Source organism: Ruminococcoides bili (assembly GCF_040093295.1).
Taxonomy (GTDB): Bacteria; Bacillota; Clostridia; order Oscillospirales; family Acutalibacteraceae; genus Ruminococcoides; species Ruminococcoides intestinale_A.
In genome coordinates, this window is record NZ_JBBNJY010000002.1 from 19,017 (window position 1) to 39,251 (window position 20,235).

The 20,235-nt window shown below is 39.7% G+C and carries 14 protein-coding genes; 3 read left to right on the forward strand and 11 right to left on the reverse strand.

The window, feature by feature from the left end:
* Window positions 1–8: 8 nt before the first annotated feature.
* Window positions 9–1,103 carry a glycosyltransferase family 4 protein gene (locus AAAY30_RS00820; RefSeq protein WP_499215662.1) on the reverse strand — a complete coding sequence of 365 codons (1,095 nt, stop codon included), beginning with the start codon at window positions 1,101–1,103 and terminating at the stop codon, window positions 9–11.
* Window positions 1,093–1,719 (reverse strand): sugar transferase, encoded by a 627-nt coding sequence (locus AAAY30_RS00825; protein ID WP_337781488.1) that lies wholly within the window; start codon window positions 1,717–1,719, stop codon window positions 1,093–1,095. Before AAAY30_RS00825 ends, AAAY30_RS00820 begins: the two co-directional genes overlap by 11 nt.
* Window positions 1,720–2,481: 762 nt before the next feature.
* Between AAAY30_RS00825 and AAAY30_RS00830 the strand changes: the two genes are divergently transcribed.
* From AAAY30_RS00830 to AAAY30_RS00840, 3 genes are all read left to right on the forward strand, one after another.
* Window positions 2,482–2,715: a hypothetical protein gene (locus tag AAAY30_RS00830; RefSeq protein WP_337781489.1), complete on the forward strand. Its 234-nt coding sequence runs from the start codon at window positions 2,482–2,484 to the stop codon at window positions 2,713–2,715.
* An 80-nt stretch (window positions 2,716–2,795) separates the two neighbouring features.
* Window positions 2,796–3,074, forward strand: a complete 279-nt coding sequence (locus AAAY30_RS00835; RefSeq protein WP_302196399.1) for a hypothetical protein — start codon at window positions 2,796–2,798, stop codon at window positions 3,072–3,074.
* A complete protein-coding gene (locus AAAY30_RS00840) occupies window positions 3,071–4,321 on the forward strand; it encodes a chloride channel protein (protein WP_337781490.1) in 1,251 nt (416 codons plus the stop codon). The genes AAAY30_RS00835 and AAAY30_RS00840 overlap by 4 nt, the downstream gene beginning before the upstream one ends.
* Window positions 4,322–4,738: 417 nt before the next feature.
* On the opposite strand, the gene AAAY30_RS00845 is transcribed toward AAAY30_RS00840, so the two are convergent.
* The 9 genes from AAAY30_RS00845 to AAAY30_RS00885 all read right to left on the reverse strand — a co-directional run bounded on the left by AAAY30_RS00845 (window position 4,739) and on the right by AAAY30_RS00885 (window position 20,234).
* A complete protein-coding gene (locus AAAY30_RS00845; RefSeq protein WP_252559864.1) occupies window positions 4,739–5,920 on the reverse strand; it encodes an LL-diaminopimelate aminotransferase in 1,182 nt (393 codons plus the stop codon).
* Between the two features lie 75 nt (window positions 5,921–5,995).
* Entirely contained in the window at window positions 5,996–7,618 is a 1,623-nt protein-coding gene (gene pyrG, locus AAAY30_RS00850; protein WP_022235519.1) for a CTP synthase, read from the reverse strand.
* Between the two features lie 3 nt (window positions 7,619–7,621).
* Window positions 7,622–11,674, reverse strand: a complete 4,053-nt coding sequence (carB, locus tag AAAY30_RS00855; protein ID WP_337781491.1) for a carbamoyl-phosphate synthase large subunit — start codon at window positions 11,672–11,674, stop codon at window positions 7,622–7,624.
* A gap of 57 nt (window positions 11,675–11,731) precedes the next feature.
* Entirely contained in the window at window positions 11,732–12,811 is a 1,080-nt protein-coding gene (locus tag AAAY30_RS00860) for a carbamoyl phosphate synthase small subunit (protein WP_295056592.1), read from the reverse strand.
* A 32-nt stretch (window positions 12,812–12,843) separates the two neighbouring features.
* Window positions 12,844–13,413, reverse strand: coding sequence for an ANTAR domain-containing response regulator (locus AAAY30_RS00865; protein ID WP_195410034.1), 570 nt, complete (start codon window positions 13,411–13,413; stop codon window positions 12,844–12,846).
* Between the two features lie 259 nt (window positions 13,414–13,672).
* The gene (locus tag AAAY30_RS00870) at window positions 13,673–14,479 is read right to left on the reverse strand and encodes an ABC transporter ATP-binding protein (protein ID WP_337781492.1); all 807 of its coding nucleotides are present in this window, start codon (window positions 14,477–14,479) and stop codon (window positions 13,673–13,675) included.
* Window positions 14,472–15,452, reverse strand: coding sequence for an ABC transporter permease (locus AAAY30_RS00875; RefSeq protein WP_195410035.1), 981 nt, complete (start codon window positions 15,450–15,452; stop codon window positions 14,472–14,474). The genes AAAY30_RS00870 and AAAY30_RS00875 overlap by 8 nt, the downstream gene beginning before the upstream one ends.
* 79 nt (window positions 15,453–15,531) lie before the next feature.
* The gene (locus AAAY30_RS00880; protein WP_249376067.1) at window positions 15,532–16,542 is read right to left on the reverse strand and encodes an ABC transporter substrate-binding protein; all 1,011 of its coding nucleotides are present in this window, start codon (window positions 16,540–16,542) and stop codon (window positions 15,532–15,534) included.
* A gap of 170 nt (window positions 16,543–16,712) precedes the next feature.
* Window positions 16,713–20,234, reverse strand: a complete 3,522-nt coding sequence (locus AAAY30_RS00885; RefSeq protein ID WP_337781493.1) for a DNA polymerase III subunit alpha — start codon at window positions 20,232–20,234, stop codon at window positions 16,713–16,715.
* Window position 20,235: the final 1 nt, after the last annotated feature.

The following is a 20,235-nucleotide window of genomic DNA, read 5'->3' on the forward strand; positions in this document are numbered from 1 at the left end:
TTAAACATTTAATTTAAATCTAATGCGGCTATAGTTTGTTTCACAATCGAATTTTTGTCAAACTCTTTTTCCATTTTTTTACGAACTTTCTTTCCCATTTCTTCACGAGTAGTAATATTTGTATTTAAAAACATTTTCATCTTTTCGTAAAGATTATCTGCATTTTTCGATTCACACAGCCAGCCTGTAATTCCGTCTTCCACAGATTCTCTGCATCCGGGAATATTTGTGGTAATTACCGGTCTGCCGGTAGCAGAAGCCTCAAGATTGACATTACTCATTCCCTCATGATAACTGGGCATCACTACACAGTCTGCTTTTGCATAATAAGGTCGAGGTTCTTCCTGGAAGCCGTGAAATGCAACAATGCCTTTCTCAACAAGTCGGTCAACTTTTTCTTTATACTCATCTTCAAAAAAGCCAACTAAATCCAGAATAAATTTCTCGCCGTTATTGTGCAGTTTCTCCGATGCCTCAAAAAGTTCATCCATACCCTTTTCTTTCATAATTCTGCCAAGATATAAAAATCTTGGCGGTTTATTATGCGGATATGGTTGGTAATTATATATTTCTAAATTTATGCCTGCACCGTTTAATACGGTTTCTTTTTCAGGTTGTATGATTTTTCTGCTTGTAAATTCATCAGCATTAACCTGATTTTCAAAAAATACAGTTTGTACTTTTTTAAAAGCGGTTTTATACAATAAAGTAACAAATTGGGCAAGACCTTTTGTTTGAAAAGCTGTTCCTAAGCCCTGAACATTAGCATAAAAAGGAATTTTTAGCTTAGAACACATTAGTCCACCATAAATATTAGGCTTAATTGAATATGTTATAACTAAATCGGGTTTTTCTTCTTTTAGCATTTTCTTATAAAAATTCATTAAAGAAAGATCGGTAAAAGGATTTATACCTCTTCGCTCCATTTTTGTTTCTATACAGTACAAACCCATATTCATAAAATCTTCATGATGACCGACAAAAGGCATACTTAATATTACCTCATTATTCTTCATCAACTCTTCAATTAACTCTTTCCTGAAACGATAAAGCATATATGAATGGTTAGTCAGAATCAAAATTTTCTTTTTCTTATTGCTCATCACTCATAGCTCCTGTTCCGCCTTCTACTACTCCCTCATGTTTAAATACGCTGACAACTGTCATAAACAAACACTTAACATCAAACGCAAAGCTCAAATTATCATAATAAACCTTGTCCATCTGTACTTTTTCAGGTATAGGAAGTTCATCTCTTCCGTTAATCTGAGCCCAACCGGTCAACCCTGGGGTTAAATTATTAATGTTATATTCATCTCTTTCAGCTATTAAATCATCTTGATTCCACAGTGCAGGTCTAGGTCCTATAACACTCATATCACCTTTAAATATATTAAAAATTTGCGGCAATTCATCTAAACTTGTTTTTCTTAGAAATTTGCCAACTTTAGTGATATATTGTTCCGGATTTTTTAACAAATGAGTAGGACAATCTTTCGGAGTATCAATTCTCATTGTTCTGAATTTAAGTATATTAAAATATTTTTTATCTTTTCCGATTCTCTTTTGCTTAAAGAAAATCGGGCCTTTACTTGTACATTTTATAACTACACAAATCGGTAAATAAACTATTGAGAGAAATACAATTGCTATAAAAGAGCATATAACATCTAAAACTCTCTTAATTATTCTATTGTAAATTGTTTTTTCTCTGTTCATAATTAATACCTCTTAATATATGCACACACTTACACACTACACTTTTTCATAATTATATCACATAAAGTTCAATATATCAACAAAAAAGCTTATTTAAGATTAATATAACTAATAAATTGGCACTTTTCTTTAATATATGCATATTAACCAATACAAATTTGACTATTTTGCATTTTTTTACAAAATCATTGTTAATTTGCAAGAAAACCTACAATTAAATTTGATTATAGTACACAAAATTTTGGGTTCAGCTTTATTTGCAAAAACAGCAGCTATCCTTGCCCATAAGAGAGTGAAAACAAATACCAACCAATCAGGAGTTCTGCAAATCATAGAGTGCTTTTAAAATTTATTAATATTTTTAGGGGTCATATCATCTACAATATTATTTTATATTATATTAAATTATTGCGATATAAAAATCTTATATAAATGCTATAAATCATAGTCTATACCACTATCCGATCTCGGCAACCGTTTTATCATAGTTATCTAATAAAATATAATTATGTTTAAATATTTGCTTATCTCAATTTGCAATACATCTCTCGACCTAATAAACAAAACACTTAGGCTGAATTGCACTTTCATCACCAATAATAGCTATTATATAGTTTCACGACAAAGTTTCTTTCAGCACTTTAATATAACATATTAGCTAAATTTTCGATATTTTTTCTCTAATTAATTGCAATATTCTATATCAATATGGTATAATTTTAAATACATACTACCTAATAAAAACTGCAGTAGGTGATTAACTTGAACGAAAGCGAAAAACTTTTAAAAGCAAAATCATATCTTGACAAACTCGCCAACGGAATAAATCCAATAACCAATGAATTGGCGTCAGAAAACGATACTATAAATAATATACATATTTCAAGATGTCTTTTTTATGTTTCCGATGTACTTAGAAATTTAATTGAAAATAACAACAATCCGCAAAAAAGAAAAACAGTAAAATTCCCTTTTCTGTTACACCGCAGCAATTAGCAGATTATGTTTTTGATGATAACCCAATTACAGTTACCGAAATTACCAAAAAGCTTAACAGTTTGATTGATACCGAAGAAATGAAAGGAATTAAAACAACAAGCATAACTAATTGGCTTATAAAAATTAATATGCTTGAATATCTTGCCGACGAAAACGGTAAAAATCATAAAATCCCAACTGAAAACGGTATTCAACTCGGCATCACAACACAGGAACGCTTGGGTATGTACGGTTCATATAAAGTCGTTTTATATGACAGCAATGTCCAACAATTTATACTTGACAATATAGACACAATTGCGTATTACAACACTCAAAAGAAATCATATAATTTTAATACGGAGGGCAACATATGAAAAAAAGTACACTTGCCAACAATTTCATCTATTATCTTTTTTGCGGGTTCAGCGGTGCGGTAATAGCCTGTATAGTATGGCTATTTCTTAAATTAATGAGCCTTGGAATCAGCTTTATATGGGAAACTGTTCCGTCAAATATTAATTTTACATATTATCCTCTTGCGGTTTGTACAATCGGCGGAATACTTCTTGGAATATATCAAAAAATCTCAAAAGCAGTCCCCGACGAGCTTGAAGAAGTAATGAAAAAAGTTAAGCGAGATAAATTTTATCCGTACAATAAAGTGCTGTTGCTTTGTATTTCCGCACTCATTCCACTGCTTTTCGGCGGCAGTATCGGACCGGAAGCAGGACTTACAGGAGTTATTGTCGGACTTTGTTACTGGGCAGGCAATCATATGAAAAATGCACAAAGTAAGATACCCGAACTTATGCAAACAGGTGTGAGCGCCACATTAACGGCTATTTTTTATGCACCACTTTTCGGTCTTGCCGCAGCAAATGAAGAACAATTAGATACCCAAGACAAAGCAACCGATATACGCACAGGCAAATTAATTTCAAATATCGTAGCTGTGCTGTTTGCAACAGGAACAATATTTTTACTGAATCAAGCTTTCGGCGGCAGTATGGGATTACCGAGAATAGGCGAATACAACATTACAAATACTGAAAGACTATGGGGTATTCCTCTTGCACTTCTCGGCACTTTAGCTGGACTTTTATTTATAATATCAGAAAAACTGCTCAAAATTTTATTTGATAAAATTCAGAGCAGTTTAGGAATAATAATAAGCACCACACTCGGCGGAATTATTCTTGGAATTTTCGGTACATACCTTCCGCTTGTAATGTTTTCGGGTGAAGACAGCATTAACGAGATAAATAGCGGTATCGGAGAATTTGCGCCGTGGATACTGATAATTTCAGGATTATTAAAACTTGTAATAACAAATGTTTGCATTAAATCAGGGTGGAAAGGCGGTCATTTCTTCCCCGTTATTTTCTGCGGAGTGAGTATCGGCTTTGGTGTAGCCCTACTTATGGGACTTGATACCGCATTTTGCGCAGCAGTAATTACCGCAGCACTGCTCGGTGTTACAATGCGAAAACCTCTTGCAGTAACCGTACTTCTCCTACTCTGCTTCGACGCAAGAATTCTTCCATGGATTTTGCTTGCGGCTTTTTTGAGCAGTTTGGTGGTAGGGAAAGTATTAAATAAAAATAAACATCAAAACAAATAAATAGCAAAAAATGTGGGATAATCAAAAGTAAATATTGAAAAAGAGCATAGGAAGCTCCAGAATTGCAGTTGACAAGACAAACAACAGAGGAGAGAAACCTATGCTCTTTTTAGATGACATCAAAGTCGAATTTTAAAGTAAAGGATTTCAAGAACACATATAGGAATCAGCCCTAATAAAGAATAAAAGCGTACTGTTTCCGGAGAGCGTAAGGTCAACGCAGTCAATCCGATGCCCTTATTACAGAGGCAGTGTATATATTTATGAAAAAGGACAAGTCAAACTCAAAGATATTCCATTACAGAAAAATGACTGCATTCCTACCTTTCGGTTAGAATGCAGTCATTTTTTATTTGGGCTGTTTTTTTACAGCACCTTTAAAATTCAAATAATCACTATACTTTGGCAGAAATAAAATTACTTAGAAAGCAACTTCTTAATTCTTTCAACTGCCTCAATTGTGTTTTCTCTGTCACCGAATGAAGTAAGACGGAAGTAACCTGCGCCGTTCTTACCAAAGCCCTCACCCGGAGTACCTACTACATTAGCCTCGTTAAGAAGGAGGTCAAAGAATTCCCAGCTGCCCATATCATTAGGACACTTGAGCCAAATATACGGTGAGTTCTTACCGCCTGTATAATAAATGCCGAGTTCATCCATAGCTGATGAGATAATTTTTGCATTATCCTGGTAGTAAGAAATATTCTCCTTAATCTGCTTCTGACCCTCTTCACTGAATACAGCGGCAGCTGCACACTGTACAGGCCAAGAAACGCCGTTAAACTTAGTTGCCTGACGGCGATACCAAGTATTGTAGATGTTGTGACCGTCACGCTCAAGCTCTCTCGGAATGATTGTGTAGCCGCATCTTGTACCTGTAAAGCCTGCAGTCTTTGAAAGTGAGCACATCTCAATTGCGCACTTTCTTGCACCCTCAATTGCGAAAATTGAACGAGGGAGATCCTCTGTAATAAATGCCTCATATGCTGCATCATAGAGAATGATAGCATCATTCTTGATTGCATAGTCAACCCACTGCTTTAACTCGTCAGCTGTATAGGCTGAACCTGTTGGGTTATTAGGTGAACAGAGATAGATGATGTCAGCCTTTACATTCTCATCAGGGAGAGCCGCAAAGTTATTCTCACGGTTTGAGTTAGCATAAACAATCTTTCTGCCAGCCATAATGTTTGAGTCAACATATACAGGGTAAACAGGGTCGGTAACGAGAACAACATTATCCTTGCCGAAAATGTCACCGATGTTGCCGCAGTCTGACTTTGCGCCATCGGACACAAAGATTTCGTTTGCATCTACTGTTACGCCAAAACCTGCATAATAGTTAGAAATAGCCTCTCTGAGGAATGCATAGCCCTCATAATCAGGATAGCCCTTGAAAGTATCCTTATGTGCAAGGTCTTCCGCACCTTTCTTCATAGCCTCAATTACAACAGGAGCAAGCGGAAGTGTTACATCGCCGATACCGAGCTTAATTACCTTCTTGTCAGGGTGTTCCTGCATATACTTATTTGTTCTTGATGCAACCTCTGCAAAAAGATAGTTTGGCACGAGGTTGTCAAAATTTCTGTTAATCTGCATTATTATCAATCCTTTTCTGATATATGGGCAAAAGGTTAGTGACAAATAATTGCCAAAACCAAGAAAATTCCGAAATCACTTATCAAGCGAAGCCTTAATAAACTCTCTGAAAAGCGGATGTGCTCTGTTAGGACGGGACTTAAATTCAGGGTGATACTGAACACCGATGTAGAACTTATTGGCAGGAATTTCAACTGCCTCAACAAGCATACCGTTAGGTGATGTACCTGTAATAATCATACCTGCCTTTTCAATTTCTTCTCTGTAATCATTATTAAATTCATAACGATGACGGTGGCGCTCCTGTACTTCAGGCTTACCGTAAGCTCTTTCCATAATTGAGCCTTTCTTGATAACGCAAGGATAAGCACCGAGGCGCATTGTTCCGCCCATATCTTCAATACCGAGCTGTTCGGGCATAAGGTCGATTACATTGTGCTTGCCCTCCGGAGCAAACTCACCGCTGTTTGCATCCTCATATCCGAGTACATGCTTAGCAAATTCAATTACTGCTGTCTGCATACCAAGGCAGATACCGAGGTACGGAATATCGTGCTCACGAGCATATTTGGCAGCCATTACCTTACCTTCAACACCTCTGTTGCCAAAGCCGCCCGGAACAAGAATACCGTCAACATCGCCTAAAAGGTCATCTGCCGAATACTTTGTGATAAGCTCACAGTCAACCCACTTGATTTCAACATCAGCGGAATTTTCGTAACCTGCGTGACGAAGTGCCTCGGCTACTGAAAGGTATGCGTCGTGAAGTGCAACATATTTACCGCAAAGAGCAATTTTGCATTTCTTTGAACGGTTATTGATTCTTTCCAGCATTTCTTTCCACTCTGTAAGGTCAGGTGTTTTGTCTGTAGCTATGTTAAGTTCACGGCAAACTACATTTGAGAAGTTGCTCTCTTCAAGCATAAGCGGTGCCTGATAAAGAGTCGGAAGTGTAATGTTCTCAATTACACAGTCAGGCTTTACATTACAGAACAAAGCAATTTTCTTAAAGATACTCTCTTCAAGCGGTTCGTCACAACGAAGAACAATAATATCAGGGTTGATACCGAGTGAACGGAGTTCCTTAACCGAATGCTGTGTCGGCTTTGATTTATGCTCTTCACTGCCCTTAATGTACGGAACAAGTGTAACATGAATGAAAATACTGTTTTCTCTGCCGACTTCAAGCGAAACCTGACGGATTGACTCAAGGAAAGGCTGGCTTTCAATATCGCCTACTGTACCGCCGATTTCTGTAATTACAATATCGGCGTCAGTCTTTTCACCTACATTGTAAATAAAAGACTTAATTTCATTTGTAATGTGTGGGATTACCTGTACTGTTTTGCCGAGGTAATCGCCGTGACGCTCTTTTTCAAGTACATTTGAATAAACCTTACCTGTTGTAAGATTTGAATACTTGTTGAGGTCTTCGTCAATAAAACGCTCATAGTGACCGAGGTCGAGGTCGGTTTCTGCGCCGTCCTCAGTTACATAAACCTCGCCGTGCTGATACGGGCTCATTGTACCCGGGTCAACATTGATGTACGGATCAAGTTTTTGAGCGACTACCTTAAGGCCTCTTGCCTTAAGGAGTCTGCCGAGAGAAGCTGCTGTAATACCCTTACCAAGACCGGATACTACGCCGCCTGTTACAAATATATATTTTTTAGCTTTTTTTTCAGTATGATTAGCCATAAATTATACCTCAATCTCTCCTTCAAATACTTTTTCGGCGTTACCTGTCATATATACGGTTTCGTCTGTGTAATTGATGACAAGGTCACCGCCCTTGAGCTTGATTTTAATATCTTCGCCCTTTTTGCAGAAGCCGTTTTCACAAGCCGCAACAGCTACCGCACAAGCGCCTGTACCGCAAGCCCATGTTTCGCCAGAACCTCTCTCCCATACTCTCATCTTGATTGTATGGTCGTCAAGAACTGTAACAAATTCTGTATTAACTCTCTCCGGGAAGAGTTTATCGTTTTCAAACATAGGACCAATCTTTTCAATGTCAAGATTGTCAATGTCATCCATAAATACAACGCAGTGTGGATTACCCATAGATACGCAGGTAATGTTGTATTCCTTGTCGCCGATTGTAACAGGCTCGTTTACAATCTTGTCCTTATTCATAGCAACAGGGATTTCCTTTGGATCAAGAATTGCCTTGCCCATATCTACTCTAAGGCTTGTTACCTCACCGTTGGTTGTGTAAGCCTTAAGGCTCTTGATACCTGAAAGGGTTTCAATTGTGATTTCGTCCTTCTCCTTGTAATCAACCATACCGTGGTCATAGAGGAACTTACCCACGCAACGGATACCGTTACCGCACATCTTACCCTCTGAACCGTCAAGGTTGTACATCTTCATCTTAGCGTCAGCAACCTTAGATGGGCAAACAAGAATAATACCATCGCCGCCGATACCGAAGTGTCTGTCTGAAAGTCTTACAGAGAGAGCCTCCGGATTGTTGATTTCCTGATCAAAAGTGCTGAAATAAATATAGTCATTACCGATGCCCTGCATCTTTGTAAATTTAAGCATTTCTTTTTCATCCCTCATATGGTTAATATCTATAAGCTCTGTACTGTGCTGTGAATAATGGCTCTTAAGGCAATCCGCAAGTGCGTTTGCGGTATCAAGAGCTGTAAGACAAGGAATGTTTCTCTCAACTGTCTTTCTGCGGATTTTAACAGAATCTCTTGACGGAATTCTGCCCTTTGCGGAAGTTGAAATTACATACTGAATCTTACCCGACTCAATAAGTGTGAGTGTGTTGTCTGTCTTGCACTCGTGAATCTTCTTTACGGCAACAGCGTCAATACCGTATTTCTTAAGTACGGCTGCTGTACCCTCTGTAGCATAAATCTTAAAGCCGAGGTCATAATACTTCTTGGCAATTTCGCCGATTTCTGCCTTATCGGAATTACGAACAGTAATAAATACACCGCCGTTTTTCTTCATCTTGTAACCTGCACCGATAAGTCCCTTATAAAGAGCCTCTTCAAGAGTGCCTGCAACACCGAGAACTTCACCTGTTGACTTCATTTCAGGTCCGAGGTGGTTATCAACATTGATAAGTTTTTCAAAGCTGAATACCGGAACTTTTACTGCAATGTAAGGGCTCTTTCTGTAAAGACCTGTGCCGTAACCCATATCCTTGAGCTTTTCGCCGAGCATTGCTCTTGTAGCGAGGTCAACCATAGGTACGCCTGTAACCTTACTGATATAAGGAATTGTTCTTGATGAACGGGGATTTACCTCAATTACATAAAGCTCATCATTATAGATAAGGTACTGAATATTTACAAGACCCTTTGTCTGTAACTCAATAGCAAGGTTCTTAGAACTTTCAATGATTGTCTGTGTCATCTTGTCAGAAATATTCCAAGCAGGATATACAGCGATTGAGTCACCGGAATGGATACCGGCTCTCTCAATATGCTCCATAATACCCGGAATGAGAATATCCTCACCGTCACATATAGCGTCAACTTCAAGTTCTGTACCCTGTAAGTATTTATCAATAAGGATTGGGTTCTCTATATTCTGTGCAAGAATAATAGCCATATACTCCTTAACATCAGCCTCGTTAAATGCGATAATCATATTCTGACCGCCAAGTACATAAGACGGACGGAGAAGTACAGGATAGCCGATTGTCTCGGCAACCTCAAGAGCCTCATCGGTTGTCATAACCGTTACGCCTCTCGGACGCTTAATGTGGTATTTCTCAAGGAGTTCGTCAAAACGCTCTCTGTCCTCTGCCATATCAATAGCATCATATGAAGTACCGAGAATATTAACACCGCAGTCGCTCATATGCTTTGTAAGTTTGATAGCTGTCTGACCGCCGAATGCTACTACAACACCGTATGGCTTTTCTGTATTGATGATACCCATAACATCTTCTGTTGTAAGCGGCTCAAAGTAAAGTCTGTCGGCAGTGTCGAAGTCGGTAGATACGGTTTCAGGGTTGTTGTTTACGATAACAACATCATAGCCTGCCTTTTTAAGTGCCCATACGCAGTGAACCGACGCATAGTCAAATTCGATACCCTGACCGATTCTGATAGGGCCTGAACCAAATACGATTACTGTCTTTTTATCTGATTTATTATTTTTAATAAACTCTTCTGCCTCGTTTTCCTTATCAAAGGTTGAGTAGAAGTAAGGTGTCTGTGCCTCAAATTCAGCGGCGCAGGTATCAACCATTTTATATACAGGCAAAAGGTTCTTTTCGCATTTCTTACCTGTAATAGCCTCAATAGTTCTGTTGAGAAATCCCATTTTCTTTGCTCTGTAGTAGAGGTCATCTGTAAGCTCGCTGTTTTTAAGCTCATTCTCAACAGCAATGATATTCTTGAGTTTCTCCAAGAACCACTCGTCAATAAGTGTAACTTCGTGAATCTGCTCTACAGTAATGCCTCTCTTGAGTGCCTCATATACGCAGAAAATTCTCTTATCATCGCAAACGCTTAATCTGTCGTAAACAGACGCATTTGAAAGTTGAGCAAATTCCTTATCATCGAGTGTATCGTGAGAAATCTCTGCACCTCTTACAGCCTTCATAATAGCCTGCTCAAATGTAGGAGCAATAGCCATAACCTCGCCTGTTGCTTTCATCTGAGTACCGAGTGTGCGGTTTGCATATACAAATTTATCGAACGGCCATTTTGGGAATTTAACTACAACATAGTCAAGAGCAGGCTCAAAGCAAGCGTATGTTGTACCCGTTACGGCATTCTTGATTTCATTAAGTGTGTAGCCGATAGCAATCTTAGCCGCTACCTTTGCAATAGGATAACCTGTTGCCTTTGACGCAAGAGCAGATGAACGGGAAACTCTTGGGTTTACCTCGATTACGGCATACTCAAATGTTTCCGGATTAAGTGCGAACTGGCAGTTACAGCCACCCTCTACCTTTAAGGCAGAGATAATATCAAGCGCCGCACTTCTGAGCATCTGATACTCTTTATCTGCAAGAGTAACGGTAGGAGCAATAACGATACTGTCGCCTGTATGTACGCCGACAGGGTCAAAGTTCTCCATTGAGCAGACAGTAATAACATTGCCGTCGCTGTCACGCATTACCTCAAACTCTATTTCTTTCCAACCCGAAATACATTTCTCTACAAGAACCTGTGTAATCGGTGAAAGCTCAAGACCGTTTGAAGTAATCTCTCTTAATTCTTCCTCATCATTTACGATACCACCGCCTGTACCGCCGAGTGTAAATGCAGGACGAATAATTACAGGGTAGCCGATTTCATCTGCAAATTTTACGGCAGACTCAACATCGTTTACAACGAGTGACGGAATAACAGGCTGTCCGATTTCAAGCATTGTGTCCTTGAACATCTGTCTGTCCTCTGCCTTGTCAATTGTTTCAGGATTAGCGCCGAGGAGCTGAACTCCGTATTTATCGAGGAAACCTTCCTTTGCAAGCTGCATAGAAAGTGTAAGACCTGTCTGACCGCCGAGTGTGGAAAGAAGGCTGTCGGGACGCTCTTTTTTAATAATTCTTTTAACTGTTTCAAGTGTAAGCGGCTCGATATAAATTTTATCAGCCATTGCATTATCTGTCATAATGGTAGCAGGGTTAGAGTTTACGAGAATAACCTCAAGTCCCTCTTCCTTAAGCGCACGGCAAGCCTGTGTGCCTGCGTAGTCAAATTCAGCAGCCTGACCGATTACAATCGGACCCGAACCGATTACCATAACTCTTTTAATGTTGCTTTTAAGTGGCATAAAATCATTCCTTATCCTTATTTAAAAATCAAATTCGTATATAAATTATGGATAGTTTTATTTGTTGTTTTTCATCAAATCAATGAAACGGTCAAACAAAAACGCTGTGTCGTGCGGACCGCCGCAAGCCTCCGGGTGGAACTGAACAGAGAAGGCAGGCATATTTGTATACTTAACACCCTCACAAGTATCATCATTGCCGTTTACAAAACTCTCTACAGCATTTTCAGGCATACTGTCGCTTACAACAGCATAGCCGTGGTTCTGTGAAGTAATGTAAACTCTGCCTGTTTCAACCTCTTTTGCAGGTTGGTTAGCTCCTCTGTGGCCGTATTTAAGTTTTTCTGTCTTAGCGCCCTGGCTAAGTGCCAAAAGCTGATGTCCTAAGCAGATACCGAATGTAGGAATTTTATATTCGCAAAGCTTTTTAAGCTCGGCAATAATTGCAGTGTTGTCCGATGGATCTCCCGGACCGTTTGAAAGCATAATGCCGTCAGGATTCATAGCTTTAATCTGCTCTGCTGTTGTATGAGCAGGTACTACTGTAACATTGCAACCACGCTTAACAAGCTCTCTGCCTATGTTGTGCTTTGCACCGAAATCCATAAGAACAACATTGAGGTCGCCGTTTTCAGCTTTGAATTCTTCTTTTTCGCTGATTGTTGTGCTCTCTACAGCCTGTTCGATTTTATAAGCCTTAATCTCTGCAAGCTCTTCTTCGGTAACTTCGCCCGAATAAGCGATTTTGCAGTTAAGCACACCATACTCACGAACAATTCTTGTAAGCGCTCTGGTGTCGAGTCCGTAGATGCCCGGAATATCCGACTCTTTTAAAAAGGTGTCAAGATCGCCCTCGCAACGGAAGTTAGAGGGAGCTTGGCACCATTCTCTTACAATATAACCTCTAAGTGAGGGCACTTTGCTCTCGAAATCAGAGGGAATTACACCATAGTTACCGATTAAAGGGAAAGTCTGAATAACCACCTGACCGTAATAAGAAGGGTCGGTGAGTGTTTCAAGATAACCGGTCATAGCTGTAGTAAAAACCAATTCTCCCATAGTTTCTTTTTCTGCACCAAATGATTTGCCCTCAAAAACAGTTCCGTTTTCAAGTATCAAATATGCTTTACGGCTCATAAATACACATTCCTTTCAGAAATTTTGCATAATTAGTTTTCGTAAGTTTTAATAACCTGCATTGCAATCTGCATTTTGCTCATTCTCATATCCATCGCCTGTTTTTCAAGGTAGCGATGTGCTTCCTGTTCTGTCATATTAAGGCAGGTAATAAGCAGAAGCTTGGCTCTGTTTATTATCTTCATATCCTCCACAATATGGCGGAGCTTTTCATTTTCCTCGTTTACGGTCAACATTCTCATTCTGAAACATTCCGTAAACTGCAAATAGTGATGAAACAAATGCTTATTAATAGGTTTGGCTATTACAAGCACACCGTGCTCGGTCAAAGCATCGTTTACATCGTCTGCGTTTTTTTGAGGAACAATAATAACCACGCTTGAACGGGTTACTCTCGCAAAATGCATGGAAAGCTCAATACCGCTTTCCTCTGCAAGAGGTGCATTAATACAGATAAGGTCAAACTCATCGTTCTCAACAAGTTTTTTTGCTGTTTTAGAATTATCAGCAATAGAAATCTGCGTAAAATACTCAATTTTAAGCAGCTGTGAAAGAGCCTCGGCACTTTGCACAGAGTGAGAAATAATTAAAGCTTTTTTCATAACCTTATCACCTCAGTCACTTATCTTCAACATCATATTTTACAAGATTTCGGAGTATTCTAATTTACATAAAGGAATTATAATATATTTTTTTATTAATTTCGACAATTACAATTCTTGTATCGCAAAATAGTTACATAAAAATTAAAAAATGATGAAAATTATAAAGTATTTACAAAAAGGCTGTTTCATTTGTGAAGATGAAACAGCCCCGTTGCTGTGAAATAAAAATTTAATCAAATTTGACAAAAGCAAAATCTTATTCTTCGCCTTTGCTCAAAAGCATTCTGTCATTTTCAAGTTTAGAACCGCTCGCCTTTTCAAACTTCTGCAAGAGGTCGTCAACGGTGAGTTTTTTCTTTTCTTCACCTGAAATATCAAGTATAACCTTTCCGTTGCCCATCATAATAAGGCGGTTACCGTGCACAATCGCATCGTGCATATTATGTGTAACCATAAGGGCTGTAAGGTTATTTTCGGCAATAATCTTATCGCTCAGTTCAAGCACCTTTGCCGCAGTCTTAGGGTCAAGCGCCGCTGTATGCTCGTCAAGAAGCAAAAGTTTAGGCTTCTTGATTGTAGCCATTAAAAGGGTGATTGCCTGACGCTGTCCGCCCGAAAGAAGACCTACCTTTGATGTCATTCTGTCCTCAAGACCGAGTTCAAACTGCTTTAAAAGTGCTCTGTATTCTTCTTTTTCGGATTTCTTAACGCCCCAGCTAAGACCTCTTTTCTTGCCTCTTCTTGCCGCAAGAGCAAGGTTTTCCAAAATTTCCATATCGGCAACAGTACCTGTCATAGGGTCTTGGAAAACTCTGCCGAGATACTTTGCCCTTTTATGCTCGGGAAGTCCCGTTACATCTACGCCGTCAATAAGAATCTGACCGCTGTCAACAGGCCATACACCGGCGACGGCATTAAGTGTAGTTGACTTACCAGCACCGTTGCCGCCGATTATTGTACAGAAATCGCCTTCGTTTAAGTGAAGTGTCACACCGTCAAGTGCGACCTTCTCATTTATTGTGCCTTTATTAAAGGTTTTGTGAATATTAATAATATCAAGCATTTTCACTGCCTCCGTTTGCCTTGTTAGCCTTTAAATTCATTTTAGCTACCTTTTTAAAGGAGGTTTTACTCTTCTTTTGTAAATAAGGTACTGCAAGGAAGATTGCAACTATAATTGCTGTGAAGAGCTTTGTATCGTCTGTCGGCATCTTGAGCCAAAGAACAATACCCATTGCAATATAATAAAGAATACCGCCCACAATAACGAAGAGCATTTTTACAACAAAGTTCATACGCTTACGGAAGATAGCCTCGCCGAGGACTTCACCGATAATAACTGCGGCAAGACCGATTACGATAGCACCTCTGCCCATATTGATGTCGGCAAAACCCTGGTACTGTGCAAAAAGTGAGCCTGCAAGAGCAACAAGACCGTTTGAAAGCGCAAGTGCAATTACTTTTGCGACATTGATATTAATGCCCTGTGCCTTACTCATAGCAGGGTTTGAACCTGTTGAACGGATTGTAGAGCCCTGTTCTGTTCCGAAATACCAATACATAGCCGCAATAACAATAGCCGCAATTCCGAGGGCGATGATAATTGATAAATTAATATCGCTTGCGGAAATTACAAGCGCATAGTTTCTGTAGCTGATAGGAAGATTTGACCTTCCCATAATGTTCAAGTTGATTGAATAAAGCGCAATCTGCGTAAGAATACCTGCAAGAATATCGGGAATACCGAGCAAAGTATGTAAAAGTCCCGTTATAAGACCTGCCGCAATGCCCGCAAGAATAGCAACTATAAGCGCTACCCATACAGAACAGCCGTTAATAAGCATAACAGCGGTAACCGCACCGCCTGTTGCAAAAGAACCGTCAACGCTAAGGTCGGCAAAATTCAAAAGTTTGTAGGTAATAAAAACACCAAGACCCATAAGTCCCCAGATAATACCCTGCGCAATATTACCCGGCAAAGCCGCAAGAAAGTTTGCAGGATTAAGAGAACCGAAGTATTCTGCTAAAAATTCCATAAAAACCACCAATACATAAAAGATTGGGGTGTCGCTTTCACGGCACCCCACCGTTTTTTAATTTATAAATTAAGGATTATTACTCCTCAATAGCCTCGTAATCGTCAGGAATTGTAATTCCGTAAGCATCGCAACGGCTCTTTACATATTTCTTGGTAACATTAGGAGCTGACTCAACTTTTAAAGAAGTTATATCGGCACCGTTTACAAGAATATCATAAGCCATCTCGCCTGTTTTCTGACCAAGTTCATAGTAGCTGATAGAAAGTGTTGCAACACCGCAGCCTTTACAAATACCCTCTTCACCTGCGATGATAGGAGTTTTTGCAGCTGTAGCCGTATTGTCGATAATACCTGTATTTGAAGCCGCTGTGTTATCTGTAGGAATGTAAAGAACATCGTTTTCGTCACAAGCTGTCTTTGCTACAGCCGCAACATCGTTTGAATCTGCAAATGAATATGTCTTTACAGTGTAGCCTGCACTCTCAAAGAAAGGTGTGATTGTATCGCTCTGATATTTTGAGTTAGCCTCTGCCGAGCAATAGAGAATACCGATTGTTTTAGCGTCAGGGAAAAGTTCCTTGAGCATATCAGCCTGCTTGTCAAGCGGAGCAAGGTCTGTTGTACCGGATACATTCATACCCGAAACGCCTGTCCACTCTGCCATATCAAGAGCTGTGCCGTAGTCTGTAATCGAAGTACCGAGAATAGGAATAGACGGTGTTGCCGTGTATGCAGCCTGAAGAGCCGCAGTACCATTACCGAGAATAAGGTCATAATTTGAAGAAACAAACTGGTTACAGATTGTAGCGCAAGTAGCCGAATCGCCCTGTGCGTTCTGCTCGTCAAACTTAACCTTGTCTGCGCCGAGTTTTTCAGTAAGAGTGTCTTTAAAGCCCTTAGTTGCGGCGTCAAGAGCCTCATGCTGAACAAGCTGGCAAATACCGATATTATATACTTTGTTTGCATCTGCCTGTGAAGGAGCAGCTGTTGAAGTTGTTGATGAAGTACCGCCTGTACAGCCTGCGAGTGCAGCTGTTACTGTAAGCGCTGCTGTTGCGGTTGCCAAAATTCTTTTTGTCATTTTCATAAAAATTCGTCCTCCCGTTTTTACTTTAGTACTTAAACAAACATATGCTTTAAAGTTTTTATGCGTTAAAGTGAATATCATATATAGTATTATATACCTATTAAACGAATTTTGCAATAGCTAAAAGGTGAATTTATATGTTTTCGATAGTGATTTTATAAAGAATTTGTTTATTTTACCGCTACATTTTCATCACCAAGCTGATGTTTAAGCTCTTTTATCATAACATCATTAAGACTCACCCACATATTTGCAGGGGCTTTTACCTTGCGTTTTGAATCGGTAAGATAAAAAATAATCGGTGTTCTGCCGTCGAAAATATCCGTAACTCTCTTTGCTCGACGGTACATATCCGTATTAAGGTCATCAATTCTCAAATAAAGTGCCTGCGGTACATAAGGCTTTTGATATGCGCTTTTATGTTCTGCCACTCCCCTGTTTTGTTCGTAATTTGCGGCAGACATATTTTTACATTCCTCATTATTAAAGGCTTTTGCAATGCTGTCGCAAATTATTTTCGGTTCTTCGTTTTCTTTAAAATTCAATGTGCCTTTTATAATAACGGGTATGTTTTCATTTAAAAGAATAGTGCTTTTTTCATACACATTCGGAAAAACAACCGCTTCCATTATGCCGTACTTATCTTCTACATTTATAAAAGCCATAAGTTTGTTGCTTTTGGTAAGTTGAGTTTTCACTTTGGAAATAATACCTACAATCAGCACTTTCTTGCCATCGGGATAGCGTCCTGTTTCGTCATTTATAATTTCGCCTATTCTGTCGGCTTTCATTCGCTCGGAATAAAGGCTGTAATTATCGGCAGGGTGACCGCTTAGGTATATGCCTGCTATTTCCTTTTCCATTCTCAAAAGCTCATCAGTCGAAAATTCTTTCAAATCAGGCAGTTGGGGTTCTGATGTAGCCTTTGTACTGTCGTCACCCATATCAAAAAACGAAAGCTGTCCGCCTTGATTCTTTTTAGCCTCATATTCAACATCGTCAAGCACGGTTTTGCTTATTGCAAGCAGTTGTCTGCGGTTAGCGCCAAGTCCGTCAAGCGCACCGCACTTTATAAGACTTTCTATAGCACGGCTGTTCATATTTTTGCCGCAAAGTCTTTTACAAAAATCGTAAAGGCTTGTATAAGGCTTTAATCTGCGCTCTTTAATTATCTGATCAATAAAAGCTCTGCCGAGATTTTTGATTGCAAGCAATCCGTAGCGTATATTGTTACCGCTGACAGTAAAGCCGAGATCGCTTTCGTTTACACTCGGAGGCAAAACTTTTATTCCGAGCCGCTGACATTCGCCTATATATGCTGCAAGTTTGTTTTGGTTATCAAGCACACTTGTGAGCAATGCCGCCATATACTCCTGCGGATAATGACATTTTAAATATGCGGTTTTGTATGAAATCATAGAATATGCCGCTGCGTGTGACTTATTGAAAGCATAAGAAGCAAAACTTTCGATTTCGTCATAAATTGAATTGGCAATTTTCTCGTCAATACCTCTGCGAATACAACCGTCAACAATTACTTTGCCGTTTTCATCTGTAATGCCGTGAAGAAAAATCTCTCTTTGCTTTGCCATTTCTGCGGCTTTCTTTTTACTCATGGCACGGCGAACAATATCCGCTCTGCCAAGACTGAAACCTGCAAGCACTCTTAAAATCTGCATTACCTGTTCCTGATAGACAATACAGCCGTAGGTAACCTCAAGTATAGGCTTTAATAACGGGTGCTTATAGGTAATGTGCGATGGATTGTGGCGGCAGTCGATGTAACGGGGAATACTGTCCATAGGTCCGGGTCGATAAAGCGAAACCACGGCGATTAAATCCTCGATCGAATCGGGCTTTAGTCGCATAAGAACATTTTTCATACCCTGGCTTTCAAACTGAAACACACCCTCCGTATTGCCTTGAGAAATCATAGCAAAAACTTTTTCGTCTTTATCGTTTATATTATCGGGATTGTACTCGGGATGATTTTTTCGTATCTGTTTATCCGCATAGTCAATTACCGTAAGATTGCGAAGTCCGAGAAAGTCCATTTTGAGCAAACCGAGCTCCTCAAGTGTGGTCATGGTAAACTGTGTTACCACATTGTCATCATTTTTTGAAAGCGGAACATAATCAGATACGGGACGGTCGGTAATTACTACACCTGCGGCGTGCATTGTAGCGTGTCTTGGCATTCCCTCAATGCTCTTTGCAATATCAAGCAATTGCTTTGTCTGTTCGTCCTCTTCATAGCGATGTCTTAATTCGGGACTTGCCTTGAGTGCGGAATCTATAGTAACCTTTAATTCCATAGGTACAAGTTTGGCAACCGAGTCAACCGTGGCATACGGAATTGCAAGCACTCTGCCGACATCTCTTATAGCGCCTCTTGCCGCCATAGTACCGAATGATATAATCTGCGCAACTCTGTCCGTGCCGTATTTACGCACTACATAGTCAATTACTTCTCCTCGGCGCTCGGTACAGAAATCGACATCAAAGTCGGGCATACTTACACGCTCAGGGTTTAAAAATCTTTCAAAAAGAAGATTATACTTGATCGGATCTATCGCTGTAATTCCTATGCAATAGGCGCAAAGCGAACCTGCACCCGAACCTCTGCCGGGTCCGACAGGGATTTTTTCACTCTTTGCATACTGTACAAAATCATTTACGATAAGGTAATAATCGACAAAACCCATTTTTGAAACAGTTGCAAGTTCGTATTCAAGTCGGTCAATCAAAGACTTATCGGGATTTTCTCCGTAATGTCTGTAAAGACCCTCATAGCATTTTCGGCGAAAATACTCGTAATGATCTTCGTTATTCGGCACATCAAATCGTGGCAGTTTACGCACGCCGAACTCAAACTCAACATTACAGCGGTCGGCAATTTTCTGTGTATTATCATATGCCTGCGGCAGATTCGGAAAGAGTGAGCGCATTTCTTCCTCTGTTTTAAGGTAAAACTCGCTCGTTTTAAACTCCATTCTGTCCACATCATTTACCGTCTTATTGGTCTGGATACAAAGCAAAATACTGTGCGTAAAGCTGTCCTTTTTATCTATATAATGGCTGTCGTTTGTAACCACAAGTTCGGCGCCGATTTCTTCGGCAATGCGAATAAGCTGCGGATTAATTCGTTTTTGCTCCTCTATGCCGTGGTCCTGAAGTTCTATAAAAAAGTTATCCTTACCGAAAAGCGATTGATAAAAAAGAGCCTTCTGCTTTGCTCCGTCATAGTTTCCGTCAAGCAGATTCTGCGGAATTTCACCGGCAAGACAGGCAGAAAGGCAGATTAGGCCCTTGTGATATTCTTTCAAAAGCTCATCGTCAATTCTCGGCTTTGAATAAAAGCCCTCGGTAAAGCCTTTTGAAACAAGTTTAATTAAATTTTGATAGCCCTCGTTATTTTCGCAAAGCAGCACCATATGATAATACTTTTCATACGCCGAAGTTTTGTCAAAACGAGAGTGCGGCGCAACATAAACTTCACAGCCGATAACAGGCTTTATCCCCTGCTTTTTACAGGCTCGGTAAAAGTCAATGACGCCGTACATTACACCGTGGTCGGTAATGGCAAGAGCGGTTTGTCCCTTTTCCTTTGCCGATTCCACAAGTTTGTTTATTCTGCTTGCTCCGTCAAGCAAGCTGTATTCGGTATGATTATGAAGATGTGTAAAAGCCATA